The 18,342-nt window shown below is 66.2% G+C and carries 15 protein-coding genes and 2 pseudogenes; 7 read left to right on the forward strand and 10 right to left on the reverse strand.

Annotated elements, in window-relative coordinates:
* Positions 1-30 precede the first annotated feature (30 nt).
* Genes mltG through gmk form a run of 3 tightly spaced genes read left to right on the forward strand, consistent with a single transcriptional unit; the run spans position 31 to position 2,830 of the window.
* On the forward strand, positions 31-1,239 hold the full coding sequence (mltG, locus tag LRS09_RS21250) for an endolytic transglycosylase MltG (RefSeq protein WP_257808898.1): 1,209 nt from the start codon (positions 31-33) through the stop codon (positions 1,237-1,239).
* A 43-nt stretch (positions 1,240-1,282) separates the two neighbouring features.
* Positions 1,283-2,170: a YicC/YloC family endoribonuclease gene (locus tag LRS09_RS21255; RefSeq protein WP_257808899.1), complete on the forward strand. Its 888-nt coding sequence runs from the start codon at positions 1,283-1,285 to the stop codon at positions 2,168-2,170.
* A 3-nt stretch (positions 2,171-2,173) separates the two neighbouring features.
* Positions 2,174-2,830: a guanylate kinase gene (gene gmk / locus LRS09_RS21260; RefSeq protein WP_257808900.1), complete on the forward strand. Its 657-nt coding sequence runs from the start codon at positions 2,174-2,176 to the stop codon at positions 2,828-2,830.
* A 5-nt stretch (positions 2,831-2,835) separates the two neighbouring features.
* Here gmk and rsmA read toward each other — a convergent pair whose 3' ends face one another.
* The 7 genes from rsmA to LRS09_RS21295 all read right to left on the reverse strand — a co-directional run bounded on the left by rsmA (position 2,836) and on the right by LRS09_RS21295 (position 11,431).
* A complete protein-coding gene (gene rsmA, locus LRS09_RS21265) occupies positions 2,836-3,669 on the reverse strand; it encodes a 16S rRNA (adenine(1518)-N(6)/adenine(1519)-N(6))-dimethyltransferase RsmA (RefSeq protein WP_257808901.1) in 834 nt (277 codons plus the stop codon).
* Positions 3,666-4,670, reverse strand: a complete 1,005-nt coding sequence (pdxA, locus tag LRS09_RS21270; protein ID WP_257808902.1) for a 4-hydroxythreonine-4-phosphate dehydrogenase PdxA — start codon at positions 4,668-4,670, stop codon at positions 3,666-3,668. Before pdxA ends, rsmA begins: the two co-directional genes overlap by 4 nt.
* A gap of 13 nt (positions 4,671-4,683) precedes the next feature.
* On the reverse strand, positions 4,684-5,619 hold the full coding sequence (locus LRS09_RS21275; RefSeq protein ID WP_257808903.1) for a peptidylprolyl isomerase: 936 nt from the start codon (positions 5,617-5,619) through the stop codon (positions 4,684-4,686).
* Between the two features lie 86 nt (positions 5,620-5,705).
* Positions 5,706-8,030: an LPS-assembly protein LptD gene (locus LRS09_RS21280; protein ID WP_257810281.1), complete on the reverse strand. Its 2,325-nt coding sequence runs from the start codon at positions 8,028-8,030 to the stop codon at positions 5,706-5,708.
* A gap of 161 nt (positions 8,031-8,191) precedes the next feature.
* A complete protein-coding gene (gene lptG, locus LRS09_RS21285) occupies positions 8,192-9,280 on the reverse strand; it encodes an LPS export ABC transporter permease LptG (protein WP_257808904.1) in 1,089 nt (362 codons plus the stop codon).
* Positions 9,277-10,482: an LPS export ABC transporter permease LptF gene (lptF, locus tag LRS09_RS21290; RefSeq protein ID WP_257808905.1), complete on the reverse strand. Its 1,206-nt coding sequence runs from the start codon at positions 10,480-10,482 to the stop codon at positions 9,277-9,279. The genes lptG and lptF overlap by 4 nt, the downstream gene beginning before the upstream one ends.
* A 184-nt stretch (positions 10,483-10,666) precedes the next feature.
* Complete coding sequence (locus tag LRS09_RS21295; RefSeq protein ID WP_257808906.1) at positions 10,667-11,431, reverse strand: phosphatase PAP2 family protein; 765 nt, start codon at positions 11,429-11,431, stop codon at positions 10,667-10,669.
* Positions 11,432-11,628: 197 nt separating this feature from the next.
* Here LRS09_RS21295 and LRS09_RS21300 point away from each other — a divergent pair.
* Positions 11,629-13,114, forward strand: a pseudogene (locus tag LRS09_RS21300) (leucyl aminopeptidase).
* Between the two features lie 11 nt (positions 13,115-13,125).
* A pseudogene (locus tag LRS09_RS21305) lies at positions 13,126-13,563 on the forward strand (DNA polymerase III subunit chi); the annotation flags it as partial.
* 142 nt (positions 13,564-13,705) lie between these two features.
* Here the strand turns inward: LRS09_RS21305 and LRS09_RS21310 are convergent.
* Positions 13,706-13,867: a hypothetical protein gene (locus LRS09_RS21310; RefSeq protein ID WP_257808908.1), complete on the reverse strand. Its 162-nt coding sequence runs from the start codon at positions 13,865-13,867 to the stop codon at positions 13,706-13,708.
* Positions 13,868-14,005: 138 nt separating this feature from the next.
* Between LRS09_RS21310 and LRS09_RS21315 the strand changes: the two genes are divergently transcribed.
* Both LRS09_RS21315 and LRS09_RS21320 read left to right on the forward strand, forming a co-directional pair.
* Positions 14,006-14,596, forward strand: coding sequence for a hypothetical protein (locus LRS09_RS21315; RefSeq protein ID WP_257808909.1), 591 nt, complete (start codon positions 14,006-14,008; stop codon positions 14,594-14,596).
* A gap of 452 nt (positions 14,597-15,048) precedes the next feature.
* Positions 15,049-15,507 carry a hypothetical protein gene (locus LRS09_RS21320; protein ID WP_257808910.1) on the forward strand — a complete coding sequence of 153 codons (459 nt, stop codon included), beginning with the start codon at positions 15,049-15,051 and terminating at the stop codon, positions 15,505-15,507.
* Positions 15,508-15,594: 87 nt separating this feature from the next.
* Here the strand turns inward: LRS09_RS21320 and LRS09_RS21325 are convergent, their stop codons facing one another.
* Both LRS09_RS21325 and LRS09_RS21330 read right to left on the reverse strand, forming a co-directional pair.
* A complete protein-coding gene (locus LRS09_RS21325; protein WP_257808911.1) occupies positions 15,595-16,401 on the reverse strand; it encodes a crotonase/enoyl-CoA hydratase family protein in 807 nt (268 codons plus the stop codon).
* Positions 16,398-18,275 carry an ABC-F family ATP-binding cassette domain-containing protein gene (locus LRS09_RS21330; protein WP_257808912.1) on the reverse strand — a complete coding sequence of 626 codons (1,878 nt, stop codon included), beginning with the start codon at positions 18,273-18,275 and terminating at the stop codon, positions 16,398-16,400. Before LRS09_RS21330 ends, LRS09_RS21325 begins: the two co-directional genes overlap by 4 nt.
* Positions 18,276-18,342 lie beyond the last annotated feature (67 nt).

Genomic DNA, 18,342 nt, shown 5'->3' on the forward strand with positions numbered 1-18,342 from the left:
CCTGTTGCACCTGACCAAGAGCGCGGAACGATGAGCACAAACCCATCGGATACCGGCAGCTTCGGCACTCGCCCCGATGCTCCGAACCCGATCGTCCCAAAGTCTGCGAGCGAGGCGCTGCGCCCGACGCCCGGCACCCCGCCACCGCGGCGCTCGCGCCGGGCGCGCAGCCAGTTCGTCATCTTCATGAACTTCGTCATGTCGGCGATCGTCCTGGTCACAATCGGCGCCGGCGCCGCGGTCTGGTACGGCAAATACGTCTTCGAGGGACCCGGCCCGTCGACCAAAAACGACACTGTCCTCATCAAGCCAAACACCGGCGTCAACGACATCGCCCTTCTGCTGGAGCGCAACAGGCTGATCAGCGACGCCAACATCTTCCGCCTCGGTGTGCGCGCCTACGGCAATGATTCGGCGCTCAAGGCCGGCGAATACGAGGTGAAGGCCGGCGCCTCCATGCGCGACATCATGGAACTCCTGAAGAGCGGCAAGTCGCTGCTCTACTCGCTGACCCTGCCGGAAGGGCTGACGGTCGAGCAGGCCTTCTCGCGGATCGCGACCAACGAGGCGCTGACCGGCGAAATGCCGGACGAGATGCCGCCAGAAGGGGCGCTGATCGCCGACACCCAGCGCGTCACCCGCGGCACCACGCGCAAGGAAGTCATCGCCAAGATGATCGAGGAGCAGAAGGAGCTGGTCGAAAGCATCTGGGCCCGCCGCGCCCCCGACCTGCCGCTGAAGGACATCAACGAGTTCGTCACGCTGGCCTCGATCGTCGAGAAGGAGACGGGCATCGCCGACGAGCGCTCGCGCGTGGCGGCGGTCTTCATCAACCGCCTCAACAAGGGCATGCGGCTGCAGTCCGATCCGACGATCGTCTACGGCATCTACGGCGGCAAGGGCAAACCGGCGGACAAGCCGATCACGCGCTCCGACATCGACAAGCCGACGCCCTACAACACCTACGCCATCAACGGCCTGCCGCCGGGACCGATCGCCAATCCGGGCCGCGCGGCGCTGGAAGCCGTGGCCAACCCCTCCAAGACGGACGACCTCTACTTCGTGGCGGATGGCACGGGCGGCCACGTCTTCGCCGCGACGCTGGACGAGCACAACGAGAACGTCGCCCGCTGGCGGCAGGTCGAGAAGAAGCAGGCCGAGGAGGCCGCCAAGGCTGCCGCCGAGGCTGCCAAGGCGGGTGCGGTCGGAACGACCGGCTCGACCGGCACGAGCCAGTGACGGCGGCCGCCGGCCGGCGGCATCGATGACGTTGGGGGACCACATGGCGCTTCAGAGCATGACCGGCTTCGCGCGGGCGGGCGCAAGCCTCGCCGGCACCACGATCGCCTGGGAGGCGCGCTCGGTGAACGGCAAGGGGCTCGACGTGCGCCTGCGCCTGCCGCCCGGCTTCGACCGGCTCGAAATGCCGGCTCGTCAGGCTGCGCAGAAGCGGTTCTCGCGCGGCAATGTCCAGGCCACGCTCACCCTGACGCGCGTCGGCATTACGGCACAGCCGGTTGTCAACGAGGAGTTCCTCAAGGACGTCGCCTCGCTCGCCAAGCGCCTGGAAAGCCAGTTCGGCTGTGCGCCGCCCACGGCCGACGGTCTGCTGGCGCTCCGCGGCGTGCTCGAGATCCCCGAGGCCGCGGTGTCCGAGGAGGAGACGGCGCGGACCGATGCGGAGATCCTGTCGGTGCTCGACCGCGCCCTCGACGGGCTCGTCGCTGCGCGCGAACATGAAGGCGTAGCACTCAGGCAGCTTCTGCTCGGCCATCTCGACACGATCGAGCAGCTGACGCTGCGCGCCGAGGCCGATGGTTCGCGCGAGCCGGCTGCGATCCGCGAGCGCATTGCCCAGCAGGTCAGGCTGCTGATCGACGCCGCTCCCTCGCTCGACGAGCAGCGCCTGCACACCGAGGCCGCGTTCCTCGCGACCAAGGCCGACATACGCGAGGAGATCGACCGGCTGAAGACGCATGTCGCCTCCGGCCGCGCACTGCTGGATTCGGGCACGGCCGCAGGCCGCAAGCTCGATTTCCTGGCGCAGGAATTCAATCGCGAATCGAACACGCTTTGCTCTAAATCGAACGCCGCGTCGGTGACGGCGATCGGCCTTGAACTGAAGGCGGTCGTCGACCAGTTCCGCGAGCAGGTCCAGAATCTGGAGTAGGACATGACCGGCGAGAGAGCCTCATCCGGCATCAGGCGTCGCGGCCTGATGCTCGTCCTGTCTTCCCCTTCGGGGGCGGGCAAGTCGACGATCGCGCGCAATCTTCTGGAGAACGATCCGGGGTTGGAACTGTCGGTCAGCGTCACCACCCGCCCGCGCCGGCCCAGCGAGATAGACGGCGTGCATTACCACTTCATCTCGCAGCGGGATTTCGACCGGCTGCGCGACACCGACGCGCTGCTCGAATGGGCCGAGGTGCACGGCAATTGCTACGGCACACCGCGCGAGCCGGCCGAGGCCGCCATGGCCGATGGCCGCGACATGCTGTTCGACATCGACTGGCAGGGGGCGGAGCAGCTGGATGAGAAGATGCGCGCCGACATCGTCTCGATCTTCATCCTGCCGCCCTCGATGGGCGAGCTGAAGACGCGGCTGCGCCGGCGCGCCGAAGACACCGACGCGGTGATCGAGAAGCGCCTGGCCAATGCCCGCGTCGAGATCGAGCACTGGCGCGCCTACGACTACGTCGTCGTCAACGACGATCTCAACCGCGCCTATTCGGAGGTCAGGTCGATCGTCACGGCCGAGCGCCTGCGCCGCGACCGCCGGCCGGGCCTGTTCGACTTCGTGACGAAGCTGCTGGACGAGAAGGCCGGCTGAACCGGCTATCCGAGTGCGTTCGCCAGCCTGACGAATTCCTCCACGCTCAGCGTCTCCGCCCGCCGCGTCCCGTCGATGCGGGCCTCGGCCAGCAGCGCCTCGCCGCCGACCGCCTTCAGGCTCTGCCGCAGCATCTTGCGCCGTTGGCCGAACGCGGCCTGCGTGACCCGCTCGAGCTTGCGCAGTTCCGCGGGCAGGGGCGCTTGCTTCGGCACCAGATGAACCACCGACGAAGTGACCTTGGGCGGCGGCCAGAAGGCCTGCGGTGAGATGTCGAAGGCGATCCGCGAATCCGCCCGCCAGCCGGCCAGCACGCCGAGCCGGCCATAGGCGTCGTCGCCGGCCTTGGCCACGACGCGCTCCGCCACTTCCTTCTGGAACATCAGCGTCAGCGATCGATAGAAGGGCGGCCAGGCGACAACTGTCAGCCATTTCACCAGCAGCTCCGTGCCGATGTTGTAGGGCAGGTTGGCGACGATGCGCACGTCGTCCACGCCTTCGACGAGGCCGGCATAGTCGATGTCGAGCGCATCACCGGAAATGACCTCCAGCCGCCCGGGATAGGCGTCGGCGATCTCGGCCAGCGCCGGCAGGCAGCGCTCGTCGCGCTCGATGGCGATCACCTTTGCCGCCTTGTGCATCAGCAGCGCCCGCGTCAGCCCGCCGGGCCCGGGCCCGATCTCGATGACCGTCGCGCCTGACAGGTCGCCCGCCGCGCGGGCCACCTTGCCGGTCAGGTTGAGGTCGAGCAGGAAGTTCTGGCCGAGCGACTTCTTCGCCGCCAGCCCATGCCGCTCGATCACCTCTCGCAGCGGCGGCAGGCCGTCGATGGCGCTCATATGGTGCGCGCCTGGTTGTCGGCGAGCATGCGCGCGAGCTTCAGCGCCGCAATCAGGCTGTCGGGCCGCGCCGTACCCGTCCCGGCAATGTCGAAGGCGGTTCCGTGGTCGGGCGAGGTGCGGATGAAGGGCAGGCCGAGCGTAACGTTCACCGCCTCGTCGAAGGCAAGCATCTTGGCCGGGATCAGCGCCTGGTCGTGATACATGCACAGCGCCGCGTCATAGCCGGCGCGGGCGCGCGGATGGAACATCGTGTCGGCGGGTGCGGGGCCGAATGCGTCGATGCCCTCGTGCCGCAATTGCTCGACCGCCGGCAGGATGATCTCCTCGTCCTCGGTGCCGATCGTTCCGCCTTCGCCTGCATGCGGGTTGAGTCCCAGCACGGCCAGTCGCGGCCTAGCGATGCCGAACCGGTCGCGCAGGTCGCGATGGACGATGCGCGCATTCGTCAGGATTCCTTGCGCGGTGAGCGCGGCGGGAACGTCGGCGATCGGGATATGGATGGTGACCGGAACGGTTCGCAGGTCCGGTCCCGCCAGCATCATCACCGCCGTCTCATCCCGGCCAGTCGCCTCGCTGGCGAGATAGGCCAGATATTCCGTGTGGCCGGGATGTTGGAAGCCAGCCTCGTAAAGCGTCTTCTTGGCGATCGGCAGCGTCACCACCGCGTCTGCCTCGCCGTCGAGCACATATCCGGTCGCCCGGTCGATCGCCTCGATGATGCCGGCGGCGTTGCCGACGGTCGACGCGCCGGGCGTGTCGATGAAGCGGCTCTCGAGCGGAAGGACGGGCAGGGCCTCGTCGAACAGCGATCCGGCCGTCCCGATCTTCGTTTTCGCGATCGGTATCTGGATGCCGAGTCGCCTGGCGCGGGCCGCGAGGTGGTCCGGGTCGGCCAGCAGTGCGAAGGGGGGGATATGCGCGTCGCGGCGCAGCAGCCATGCGGCAATGATGATATCCGGCCCGATCCCGGACGGATCGCCGATGCTCACTGCCAGCATGGAGGCGGACGCCTTATCGCTGAACGATGCGCGCGGTCTTGCGCAGCTCGTCGACGTATTTCTTGCTGAGTTCCTCGGCCTTCTCGTCGAGCTTGCCGTCGGTCTGCAGCATCATCTGTGCGGCGCGGTCGTCGTTCACCTCGCGCGACGAGCAGATGCCGATGAACTCGACGCCGGCCGGCGTCTCGCGCACCGGCGTGGCGGTTCCCGGCTTCGCGGCCTTGATCTGGGTCGCCCAGTCCGGCGGCAGTTCCGGCTCGAGGATGCGCGGGATGTCCTGAATGCTGACGTCGATCAGCCCCTTGGCGAACTGGCGCGTCGTCTCGCAGCCGTTGAAGCGCTGGCGCATTGCGTCGGCCTCGCGCTTGCGCTTGCCGAGGATCGCACCGCGCTCCTTCTGCGGCACGACGAAGGTTATCTTCTGGAGCATGTATTCCGTCGCCGACGGCTTCTTGCCGCCCAGCTCGAACACTTTGCGCACCATCTGCTGCTCTGTCATCATTTCGGTCGAGCGGTAGCGCGAGCCGAGCAGCTGGCTCCAGCCCATCTGGATACGGATGAATTCCTTCATGTGCTCGCGGCCGACCCCGGCCTGGCCGAGAATCTGGTCGAGCTGCGCCGGCTTCAGCTTGTTCGACGTCGCGAACCGGTTGTAGCTCTCGTCCACCGCCTGCTTGGAGATGCGGATGTTCCGGCGCGCCATCTCGTCGGACTTCAACGCCTGCTCGACCATGTCCTGCGCGGCCTTATCGGCGCCGCCCTTCTGGCGGAACAGCTTGTTCAGGGCGACCCGACGCTGGATGTCGTAGCTGGTGACGGCGGTGTTGTTGACGATATATTTGATCTCGCTCGCAACGGCGGGCGAGGCCGAAAACACGGCAGCTCCGCTCAATGCGGCAAGAACGACTGCGACAGTCGCGAATCTGGCGCGCTTCATAGCTGGATTCATCACTCCGTCCCGAACTTCGCGGTTTTCCTTAGGATACTCGCGTAAAATGCCGGATTACTGCGGCCAAACCGTGGCACGGCCGCCCGTTACTGGTCGAGCGCGTTGCTGCTCGATCCGAAATCGCCGATCGTCCGGAAGGCGATATTGAAGCCGACCGAAAGGGACTCTTTCTGATCCGTCGGTCGAACCTGCGTGAACGTCATCGAATAGGTGAAGCACTCGTCGTCGTACTGGAAGCCGATCGAGTTGCGCACCAGCCTGCTCTGCACGAAATCATGCGTCCCGGAGGCGAAGGCCGACCAGTTCTCGTTGAAGTCGAACTTGCCGGAAACGGTAAGTTCCTGCCGGTCCTCGGTGAAGCCGTAGAGCGGCTGCTTCTGGATATAGGCAAATCGCGTCGAGGTGGTCAGCCGGCCAACCGTGAAGCCCGTCTTGAGCTCCGCACGGCGTGTCTCGAAGGTCTGCTCGTCGAAGCGTCCGCTGGCGGACACCGAGAATCCCGTCGGGCTGGTCACGCCGAACAGCGCGACGAAATCGGACGAGTCCGTCTCCAGGCCGGAATAGGCGCCGACATTGACGAGGTCGGGCGACGCGAACGAGTTGTCGCCGGCGAGGTGGTAGGACTGACCGAAGATGCCGGTGGCACCCCAGCCGCTCCAGAACGAGCCGGTGTAGCGGACGCCGAGATTGGCCCGCGTTCCGCCCTCGACACGGTCGTAGCCGGAGAACTTGTCGCGTTCGAACAGCGTCGCGGCATCGAACACGAAGCTCTGCGCGTCTTCGTTCGGAATATCGAGCGTGCGGCCGTAGGCCTCGTTCGGGCGCACGAAAATCTGCGCCATCGGTTCGAAGACGTGGCTCGAATTGGCGCCGGCGAACAGCCACGGCCAGCGGAATTCCAGGCCGGCGGTCGCCATCGGACGGAAGTAGGAGGAGCGGATGTCCGCCTCGACGCCGGAATAGGCCAGCGCGGGATCGTGGCTATAGGCGAGGCCGTTCAGGTCGCCCGCCATCGCGTTGACGGCGGCGACCGAGGCCGCGCTCGGATTGGAATAGATGCCGTCGCCGCGCACATGCAGCAGCGGCGTGACAATGAAGCCGTTCCCGGTGACGATCTCGCGCTTCCACTCGGCTTCCGCGGTGACGCGGCCGGTTTCGCCTTCGATGCCGCTGACTCGGTAGACATCTCCAACAGAGACCCCTGGCGGGTCGTTGCGACCGTCGGCCACTGCGATGTCCTGACGACTGCGCGAAATTCCGGTCATGTTCATGTCGAAACGTATTTGGCCGCCGGCGACGTTCTCGACCGTCTTGGTGTAGTCGAGCGACGGCAGCACCCAAGGCTGCTTCGGATCGCGCGCTGAAGGATTCTCGGCTCCCGTAGAGAGATTGTCGAGATGCGTTTCCTGCACGTCGAACTTCATCAGACGCAGGTCGAAATAGTTCCGGTCGTTCAGGCCCGTGAGGTAGGCTTCGTTGCGCCGCACGATCTTGTCGTAGCCTTCGATCTCATAGGTGCGGCTGAAATTCTTGTCCGACTGCACCATGACGTCCCAGCCGAAGGTCCAGCGCGGATTGATTTTGAATTGACCCTTTGTGCCGATCATTCCACGGTTGGTGGCGGAGCTATCGACATTTTCTATCGGGCGGCCCAAACGGTCATAAAGACGAAATGCGTCCGGGCTCTGCTGGTGGATGCCCGCGATGCGGACTTCGTACTGGCCGTTGTTGAACTGCTGCCGCCACTGGACGTCGCCCAGGAAACCCTGACGGCCGTAATAGGTGCCCTTGAAGAGGGCGTCGTAGGTCGGCGACAGCGCGAGGTAGTAGGGAACGGTCAGGCTGGCGCCGAGCTCGCTCTCATAACCGATGCCGGGGATCAGGAAGCCGCTCTTACGCTTCACCGTCGGGTCCGGGATCGTGAAATAGGGAACATAGGCGATCGGAAGGCCGAACAGCTCGAACTTGGCGCGCTCGAAACGCACCGTCTTGGCCTCGCCGTTCCAGATGATCCGCTGCGCCTTCACCCGCCAGATCGGCGGCTTGTTGGGTTTTTCCTCGCACGGTTCGCAGGCGGTATAGACGCCGTTGTTAAAGGTGGTGAGGATGCCATTGCGGCGCTCCGCACTCTCCGCGGCGAAATAGGTCTTGTCCGCCGTCTCCACCCTGAGCGCATTGACGAAGCCGTCGCGGAAGTCCTCCGTGATGTCGACCTCGTCGGAATAGATCTTGGTTCCCTGCCGGTCGACCAGCTCGACATTGCCGCTGGCGATGACGCGACCGGTCTTGCGGTCGTAGGTCACACGCTGCGCCACGATTCGGTTGCCGCTGTACTCGATCTGCACCGATCCGGCCGCCGTCACGCGCTGCTGGTCGTTGTCGTAGATCAGCGTGTCGGCTTCCAGCAGCATCTGCTCATTGCCGCTGGGCTGCGGAACGAGGCTCTCGGCGGTCTGCGACAACGCCAAATTTGCAGGAATGACGGCGAGCGAAAGCACACAGGCTATCGCCGTCGCGCCGGACAGGCGCGCCGCGCGGGCCAGAATGCTCCCGCTACCCCTCTTCACCCCCACTAGCCGTCCTCCTTATGCAGCAGGAACGTCACGCCGAAAAATCCCGCGACGACAACTGGAAACCACGCAGCGACCACAGGCAGAACGAATCCCGAACTGCCGAATGCCTTCACGAGAACCGACGCAACATAAAGCAGAAAGCCGGCCGCGACGCCACCCAGAATCATAGGCGCGGACTGGCCGAGCCGGGCGAAGCGCATCGACACCGTGGCCGCGATCAGTGTCATCGCGACCAGCAGGAACGGCATCGCCAGAAGTGAATGATATTGCATGGCAAACGGGTTCGCGCTCAGGCCGAAAGACCGCGCCGAATCGATCTTGGCGTCGAGCTCGAAAAGCGGGATCGTTTCCGGCCTCGCGAACTGCTCCTCGACGAAATCCGGCTTCAGATCGGTCTTGATCGCCATGCGCGGCCGTTCAATGCGCCTGCCATTTGCATCGATGCGCTGAACGCCGGTCAACACCCAGGCGCCGGTGGTCAGTGCAGCGCGTTTGGCGTCGATCCTGTCGACGATCGAGCCGTCCTTGTCGAAGCGGATGAAGGTGGCTTGTGCAAGAAATCTTCCGCGCTGCGCCGACTTCTTCGCGCCGATGATCGTGACGCCCTCCTCGGTCCGCTGGCGCAGCCAGGGCAGGCCGAGCCCTCCGGGCGCGCTGCGCGCCCTGCCGCTGAACGAGGCCTCGATCTCCTCGGAATAGGATAGCGCGGCGGCCGACAGGCTGTTGAGCGCGGTGATGGTGACCGCCCCGATGAGGAAGCTCGCCAGGCAGAGCGGCGCGAGGAACTGCCAGGCCGAAATCCCGGCCGAGCGCGCGATCACCAGCTCGTATTTGCGGTTGAGCGACATCAGCGTCGCCATCGCCGCGAACAGGATGATGAACGGGATCGCCGTCTGGATGATCATCGGGATGCGCAGGGCCGAGACCATCATGCCGGCGCCCATCGAATATTCGGGCAGCGAGCCGGCGCGGCGCGAGAATTCGGTGAAGTCGACCAGGAAGGAGATGACGACGACGCCGATGAAGAACTGCGCCACGATCACGAGATAGCGGCGGAAGAAATAGGTGAAGAGCGTGCGGCCGATCATGCGCCGCCCCCCGCCCGCTGGCGGTAGCCCGCCATCCGCAACTGCAGCGCCAGCCTCTGCCGCTCGCTCCACGCCAGCAGCGCGCTGCCCCGTCTGTCCAGCCAGGCCGGTATCCTGAGCTGGCGTCCCGAAGCAAGCAGGATCAAGAAGATCGCGATGGTCCCGAGCGGCAGCGCATAGGTCAGCACCATCATGGTATGGCTGTTGCCCGAGGCGTTCATGAAGAAGAAGCCGAGGCCGCGCATGCAGAGCGCAAGGGTCGCCGCGGCCGCCAGGCTCCACAGCCTCTCCTGCCGGTTTGAGCGCGCGCCGCCGGCGAAATAGGTCGCGATCAGGCCGAACGCCACGGGAAAGAGCCATTCCGACAGGCGCCGGTGGAGTTCGGACCGAAGCTGCTCCGGCCGTTGCTTGGCGAAGAAGTCGTTCGGATCCGGATTGAGAAGGAATGAGATCGGCTGGTCCTTGGGGCGCAGCGCGGGCGTGCTGTCGGCAGAGCTGAACTGCGAGAAGTCGATCGCATAGGAGGCAAACTGGATGATCGACACGTCTCCCGTGGCGACCGTGCGTCGCTGGATCTCGCCCTCGCTCATCACCAGCAGTTCGCGCTCGCCCTGCGGCAGGATCACGCCGCGCTTGGCGTAGTAGATCAGCTCCGTCTTGTCGTCGCGGGCGTCCGCGATGAAGATGCCGCCGAAGGCGCCGCCGGGATGCTGTTCGGCGATCTGAATGTAGAGCCCGTCGTCCAGCCGCTTGAAAGACCCGGACTGTACGGCGAGCCGGACGAGGTCTGCACCTGCCTCGCTGACGATCGTGCGGATCTGTCGGTTCGTCCATGGTTCGACGAACAGCGCGATGCCGAGTGTCGCGAGCGTCAGGATCATGCCGAGAATGAGGATCGGCTTCGCGGTGAGCTTGTGCGACCCGCCGGCGCCCTCGATCACCGCGAGCTCGGAATCGGCGTTCATCGCCGACAGGGTCTGCGAGGCGCCGATCAGCAGTGCGAAGGGAGCGACGACCACTGCCATCGCCGGCACGAGCATGACCGCCAGGTGCAGGAAGGTGCTGATCGCCTGCCCAGAATCGGTCAGCACGTTCACATAGATCAGAACCTGCGTGATCATCACGACGACGGTCGTAGCCGCCAGCGTGATGAACGTCAGCCGGGCCGCGCGACGGAATATGTAGCGCTCGATCAGGTTCATCGTCTTGAGCGGGCCGTCCTTGCGCCTGGGGCGTGGTTGTTGACAGCGCGCGCGCTGATGTTGGGGAGCATACGCATCCGATATGGGGATGAAACGCCAGATTGGCTAAAAATGGGCGAAAAAACGCGGTTAACTTCGCGTAAACTGTTAACCGTTGACCAGAAAAGGAAATTATATCAGCTTGTTAACTGCCTATCTGCCCTGCTGAGCGATGCGCTTTTTGCTGTGCGAGCATCCGAATCCCGGTGGCCAGCAGCGTGAAGATCAGCAGCGAAAGCAGCGCACCGAGGATGACGTCGGACAGATAGTGTCCGCCGAAGGCGACGCGCAGCAGCGAAGTTCCGGTCGCGACCGTGAAGGCGGCGGCAAGCGCCCAGTTGCGGTAGGCCCTCGGGGTCAGCGTCGCCAGCGCCACCAGCCAGAACGAACTCGCGGCCTCGCCGGACACGAAGGAGCAGTTGGTCGCGCAATAGTCGGTGATATGGCCCGCCGGAACGAACGGGTAGGGGCCGCCGAAGAGGTCGGTCATGTAAGGCCTCGGCCGGCCCCAGTGCTCCTTGAGCACCAGGTTGACCAGCAATCCCGCGCCGATGACCATGGATGCCACCGCCGCGAGGCCCGCCCGGTCGAAGGGATGCGCCAGCGACCGCCGCGCCACGACGCGCCAGGTGATCGCGAGCAGCAGAAGCACGGCGAGCGTCACAGGCGTCACCTGCAGAAGCTGGCGGATCGGTCCGAATACCGGCGACGAGGACAGCGGGAACGTGCCGCAGATCTTGCCGGTCGCAACGCAGACGCGTTCCTTGAAGAACAGTTCGGAGACGGCGATGTCGATCCAGGGAAAGACGTTGAAGAACAGCAGCGTCCCGGCAATCAGCGCGATGAGGACGATCGCTGGCCGCCGGCCGGCACAGGGCCAGAGATAGTCGTCCTCGAGGAAGGGCGTCAAAGGTCCGTGCTCCGGGTCCGGGCATTGCGCATCGCGCCGCCCGGAGATCGTCTAGCAATAACGGCGGCGCGAAGGAAGCGCCAAAGAATAAAGAGATGTTGCGGCGCAGGCGCGCACCGACGCGCCGAACGTCGCGGATGCAGAGACGATCCGCGGTTTTGCCGCTATTCTGCGCGCGACTCGCATCCGGAGACATCATGACACTCGCTCTCGACATCGGCTTTTCCACCTCCTCGAAGGGAGCGGCCGACCTGCACGTCTTCCTCGCCGCGGCCGGGGAGGGCGGGTCGGTCGACGTGGCGGGCGATGCCGGGCCGCTCCTGGAGAAGGCGATCAAGGCTGGCGCGTTCTCGGCCAAGATGCTTTCCACGCTCGACATCATCGTGCCGGCGGGCATGGAGGTCGACCGTGTCCTCCTTGTCGGTGTCGGCGATCCAAAGGCGATCACCACCGACGGCTGGCTGAAGGTCGGTGGCGCGATCGCGTCCAACCTCAAGAAGGCGGCAAAGGTGTTTGTCCACGCCGACCTGGCCGGCTTCGATGGCGACGCATCCGCGATCGCCGACGTGGCGCTCGGCACGCTGCTGCGCACCTACCGCTTCGACCGTTACAAGACGAAGAAGGACGAGGGCGACGAGCAGCCGAAGCGGACCAAGGTCACGATCGTCACGCGCCGCGCCACCGCGGCGAAGGCCGCCTTCGCCGGCTCCGAGGCGGTCGCCTCCGGCGTGACGCTCGCCCGCGACCTCGTCAACGAGCCGGCGAACGTGCTCGGCCCGGTCGAGATGGCCGCGCAATGCAAGGAATTGGAGGCGCTCGGCGTCAAGGTCGAGATCCTGGCCGAGAAGGAGATGAAGAAGCTCGGCATGGGCGCTCTGCTCGGCGTGGCGCAGGGCAGCCCGCGCGGCGCCCGGCTGGTGGTGATGCAGTGGAACGGCGGCAAGGCCAAGGACAGGCCGGTCGCCTTCATCGGCAAGGGCGTCTCGTTCGACACAGGCGGCAATTCGATGAAGCCGGCCGCCGGCATGGAGGACATGAAGGGTGACATGGGCGGGGCCGCCGCTGTCATCGGCGCCATGCACGTGCTCGCCAGGCGCAAGGCGAAGGCCAATGTCGTCGGCATTGTCGGCCTGGTCGAGAACTCGGTCGACGGCAATGCCCAACGCCCCGGCGACATCGTCACCTCGATGTCGGGCCAGACGATCGAGGTGCTGAACACCGATGCCGAAGGCCGGCTCGTGCTCTGCGACGCGCTTTGGGTACTGCAACGACCGCTTCGCGCCGAAGTTCATGGTCAACCTCGCCACGCTGACTGGCGCGATCATGGTGGCGCTCGGCCAGTATCACGCCGGCCTGTTCTCGAACGACGACGAACTCGCGGGCCAGCTCACCGAGGCAGGCCTGGCGACCGCCGAGAAGCTCTGGCGCATGCCGATGGGGCCGGAATACGACAAGCTGCTGGAATCGAAGAATGCCGACATGAAGAACATCGGCGGCCGCTTCGGCGGCGCGATCACGGCGGCGCAGTTCCTCCGCCGCTTCGTCAAGGACACGCCCTGGGCGCATCTCGATATCGCCGGCACAGCGATGAACGCGCCGCCCAGCGAATATTCGATCTCCTGGGGCTCCGGCTTCGGCGTCCGGCTGCTGGACCGGCTGGTGAAGGACAACTACGAAGGCTGATGGCCGACGTCCTGTTCTACCACCTGACCGAATCGACGCTGGAAGAGGCGCTGCCGCCGCTGCTCGAGAAAAGCCTCGAGCGCGGCTGGCGGGTCGTGGTGCAGGCGGGCAGCGTCGAACGCCGCGACGCGCTCGACGCGCATTTGTGGACCTTCCGCGACGACAGCTTTCTCGGCCACGGGCTGGACAGCGATCCCAGCGCCGCCGACCAGCCGATCCTGCTCACCGTCTCGACCGGCAACGGCAATGCGGCGTCGGTGCGATTCGTCGTCGATGGTGCCGAGCCGCCGCCGCTCGACGGCTACGAGCGCGGCGTCTTCATCTTCGACGGCCACGACCAGGCGCAGCTGGAACTCGCGCGCGACCAGTGGAAGCGGATGAAGGCGGCGGGCCACGCCGTCACTTACTGGCAGCAGACAGACGGCCGGCGCTGGGAGCGCAAGGCCTGAGCGGCCTTTCCGAAAATCGCTCCGGCAAGTCGGATGACGGTGCCGGGGTAGCCATAGGCGACGAGCGAAGTTGGGTCCGTGCGCACCGGAAACGCCGTCATATGGCCGCCGGAGGCGAATCTCCAGACAGTATCCGGGTGGCTCAGGCCGGGCGGCGTTCGCCTCCGTCGCCCTGCAGCCTGCTCGCCTTGCGCGGTCGGCGCGGCGGCTGGGCTTGTGCCTCGCGCTTGGCTTTGGCCTCGGTCCGGCTCGTCCACCAGGCGGCGATCATGTAGCCGGCAAGCGCCAGAAGTATCCGTCTCATCGTCGTCTCCTTCGTTGCGATGTCCCGACAATTCGCCAGCGCGCGACGGGTTCCATGGAGGGGACGGCAGCGGGATCTGTCGTCTCGACAGGGCGGGCCCGCCATGCGACAGGAAGGCCGTCACGGTCGAACCCTCGCATGCGTATCCTCTTTCTTCTCCTGTTCCTCGCCGGCCTCGCCGTCGGCATCGGCTATCCCTTCGTTGTCTCCAACGTCTCGGGCCGCGAGATCGGGCGCTATCCCGCCTATGAGCGGCGCAGCGGCTACACGGTCGTCGAGGCGGACCTGTCCGCCGCCGATGCGCCGGTGCGGGTGCTGGTCGACATGTCCTCGCTCGGCAGCCTGACGCTTGACGGCGCGACGACCGCGCTCACGCTGACGGCGACCGTCGGCGGCCGGACCGTGCTCGCCACGACGCTGAAATTCGCCCACCAGCAGCCGCGCAGCGACAATCCGCAGGCCGGCGGCATGATCTACCGCGACGATGCCGGCCTGATCGACCCGGTCGAGAGCGGCCGCTACCGCTTCGTCCTCGGTCCCGGCGACGCCGAGCGGATCGAGATGCGCTCGGCCGAGATCATCCTCAGGGCAGGGGCCTCCGACATGGACCCCCGCGCCGTCCCCATCGGCTACACGCTGATGGCAATTGGCTTCGTCGGCTTCTTCGTGTCGCTCCAGCGGCGGAAGAAGACACCCGAAGCACCGCCGCCACCGAAATGGGGGCGGTAGGGGAATAGGGGATTTGGGCAGTAGGGATCGGGGCAGTCGGCGCCCCTACCATGCTGCATGGTCCTTGCCGGGGCGAGCCACCTGTCTCGCTCGCCCTGTGTGACGCCCCCTGCGGCCCGTCTTCCCGGGCGCCGGAGGCGACCCGGGATCCATTCCTCTCTCCGGTTACGCGCTGAAAACATCCCACGGTCGCAAGAAGAGGGTAGCGCCAACCCGCCAAGGTCAATCGATCCCGGCTGACCTCCGGTCGCCGGGATGACGATCACGGGAGGGGCGAGCGCTGTCTTGAGAGGAGCCGGAGAGATCAGTTCTGGCACATGACCGATGGATCGATTTCCGCTCCTTCCCTCGCCAACCTCTTGCCCGGCTTCGAGATTCTCACAACCGCCAACTTTTTCCATCCCCACCCCTCCAGACATGCACCACACTGGCTGCGATGAAAGGAGCCGGCGATGGGCTGGAGGGCGAAGGCGGGGAGGGAACAGGCGTTGAAGGCGAGGATCGTCATGCGCCTGTTCTCGATCGCCGACATGGCCGAACAGGCCGCCGGCCGCTCGTTCTGGGTCCGCTGGTGCGTGCTGTGGGCCGCCTGGCAGGCGAATACGCTGCTCCGGGCCTATGTCGAGGGCACGCTCCGGAGCTCCGCACGCGGACCCTGGACCCCCGTCCCGATGCCGGCCGGTTTCGGCGCCGATCCCGCCGATGCGGAGGATCTCGCCGATTCACTCAGGGCATTCGGGCTCTACATGCAGGCGGTGGCGGCGCAGCTGCGCCGTCTGTCGTTCCTGCACCGGGGGCAGGCCTCCGATGAGGCCGGCAACGAGGGCAACACGATCCACGGCCTCGACGCGTTCATCGAGAGATTGGGGAAAGCCGTGCTCTCGCCGGTCGAGTATCACGACACGTCCTGAAGTGCGCCTGTCGTGCCGCTTATCGCAGTGTCACCGCAGATAAGATCGGCCTTCCCATGCACGGGGAGGACAATCGCGCGCGTCGCCTCAGATCTCCTCGAAATTCCCCGAGCGGCCCTTGCCGGAGGCGAAGCGGGCGGCACCCGCATTGCCTTCAGAGCGGAAGGCTGCAGCACTCTCCCACTCGCGCACCAGCGCATCGGCGGGGTCGAGCGACCATTGGGCGATCGCGGAGGCCCGGTCGGCGCGCATGCAGGCCTGCGGGAATTTCGTCAGCTCGCGCGCGAGGTCGAGCGCCGTGTCGAGTGCCGCGCCGTCGGCGCAGACTCGGGTTGCCAGCCCGATGGCGAGCGATTCGGCGGCGTCGACCTTGCGGCCCGTGAGGATCAGGTCCATCGCCCGTCCATGGCCGACGATCCGCGGCAGCCGCACCGTGCCGCCGTCGATCAGCGGCACGCCCCACCGGCGGCAGTAGACGCCCATATAGGCGCTCTCTTCCAGCACCCTGAGGTCGCACCACAGTGCCAGCTCCATCCCACCGGCAACGGCGGGGCCGGAGATCGCGGCGATGACGGGCTTGGTGAGCGCGAGCCGGGTCGGACCCATCGGCCCCTTGCGCGGTCGGTCGTTGCGGCCGTCGAACTCGCCGTCGAGATCGTGCTCGGCGAACCACGTCTCGTCCATGCCGCCGGCGGCGCGCTTCAGGTCGAAGCCGGCACAGAAGGCGCCGGGAATGCCGGTCAGCACCGCGACCTTCTGGCTCGCGTCGCGGTCGAAGGCGGTGAACGCCTGGAACAGCGCATCCGCCATCTCGGGATCGACGGCGTTGCGCGCCTCCGGACGGTTGATCCGCACGACCGTGACGTCGTCGTTGAGCGTGACCTCGATCGTCATTCGGCTATGCCCTCCTCATACTCGGCGGACAGCGCCAGCCAGCGCTCTTCCTGGGCGGCGAGCTGGTGCGACAGGTCGGACCGCTCCTTGCCGAGCTGCGTCGCGGCCTTCGGATCCTTCTCGTAAAGGGCGGGATTGGCAAGTTGTTCCTCGATCGCGTCGATGCGCTTGCGCAGACGGTCCATCAGCGCTTCCGTCGCCCTGATCTCCTTGGCCAGCGGCTCCAGTGCCGCGCGCCGCTGCGCCGCCTCGCGCCGGCGGTCGGCCTTCGACGCCTTGTCCGCCTCGCGCTTCTCGCGCCGGTCGACCGCGACGCCGGTGACGATCTGGCGGTAGTCGTCCATGTCGCCGTCGAAGGGCGCGACCGTGCCGTCCCTGACCAGCCACAGCCGGTCGGCCGTCGCCTCGATCAGGTGGCGGTCGTGCGAGATCAGGATCACCGCGCCGTCGAACTCGTTGAGTGCATGAACGAGCTGCTCGCGCGAATCGATGTCGAGATGGTTGGTCGGCTCGTCGAGGATGAACAGGTTCGGCCCGTCGAACGAGGCAAGCCCCATCAGCAGCCGCGCCTTCTCGCCTCCGGAGAGGTCCTTGGCTGGTGTCTGCATCTTTTCCGTCGACAGGCCCATCTGGGCGACGCGCGCGCGCACCTTCGCCTCCGGAGCCTCCGGCATCAGCCGGCGCACATGCTCGATCGCGTTCTCCTCCGGGCGCAGGTCGTCGAGCTGGTGCTGGGCAAACATCGACACCTTGAGCTGCGGCGCGATCGTGATGCCGCCGCTCTCCTTGTCGAGTCGCCCGGCGAGGAACTTCGCGAAGGTCGACTTGCCGTTGCCGTTGGCGCCCAGCAGCGCGATGCGGTCGTCATGGTCGATGCGCAGCGTCAGGTTCTTCAGGATCGGCTTGCCGGGCTGGTAGCCGACCGTCGCCGACTGGATGGCGATGATCGGCGAGGCGGCCTCGCGCGCGGGATTGGGAAACGAGAACGGCCGCACGCTGTCGTTCATGACCGCGGCGATCGGCTTCATCCGCTCCAGCGCCTTGATGCGCGACTGCGCTTGGCGGGCCTTGGACGCCTTGGCGCGGAAGCGCTCGACGAAGGCCTCCATGTGCTTGCGCGCCGCCTCCTGCTTAACGCGCGCCTTTTCCTGATGCTCCAGCGCCTCCTCGCGCTGCCGCTCGAACTGGTCATAGCCGCCGCGCCAGTAGGTGAGCTTCTGCTGGTCGAGATGGACGATCGAGTTGACCGCGCGGTTCAAGAGGTCGCGGTCGTGGCTGATCAGGAGAACGGTGTGCGGATATTTCCCGACATAGTTCTCCAGCCACAGCGTGCCTTCGAGGTCGAGATAGTTGGTGGGCTCGTCCAGCAGCAGCAGGTCCGGCTCGGAGAAGAGCACGGCCGCAAGCGCGACGCGCATGCGCCAGCCGCCGGAGAAGGACGAGGCGGGCCGCTTCTGCGCGTCCTCGTCGAAGCCGAGGCCGGCAAGAATAGTGGCTGCGCGGGATTCGGCCGTATGCGCATCGATATCGGCAAGCCGCATATGGATCTCGCCGATACGGTTCGGGTCGGTCGCGGTCTCGGCCTCGACGAGCAGCGCGGCGCGCTCCTTGTCGGCGGCAAGCACGATCTCGATCAGGGAGTCCTCTGTGCCGGGAGCCTCCTGCGCGACCTGGCCGATGCGCAGGCCCTTCGGCAGCGAGATCGAACCGGTCTCCATGGGAAGCTCGCCGGTGATCGCCTTGAACAGCGTGGTCTTGCCGGTGCCGTTGCGCCCGACCAGGCCCGCCTTCGCGCCCGCCGGCAGGCTGAGCGAGGCGTGGTCGAGGAGAAGCCGCCCGGCGATCCGGAGCGAAAGGTCGTTGATCGTAAGCATGGTTCGAGCGTTTTGCACGCTGCGCGCGGCTTCGCAAGGCGGCCGAACCGGGCTTCCGGCGGGCCGC

The organism is Mesorhizobium sp. J428 (assembly GCF_024699925.1).
Lineage (GTDB): Bacteria > Pseudomonadota > Alphaproteobacteria > Rhizobiales > Rhizobiaceae > Mesorhizobium_A.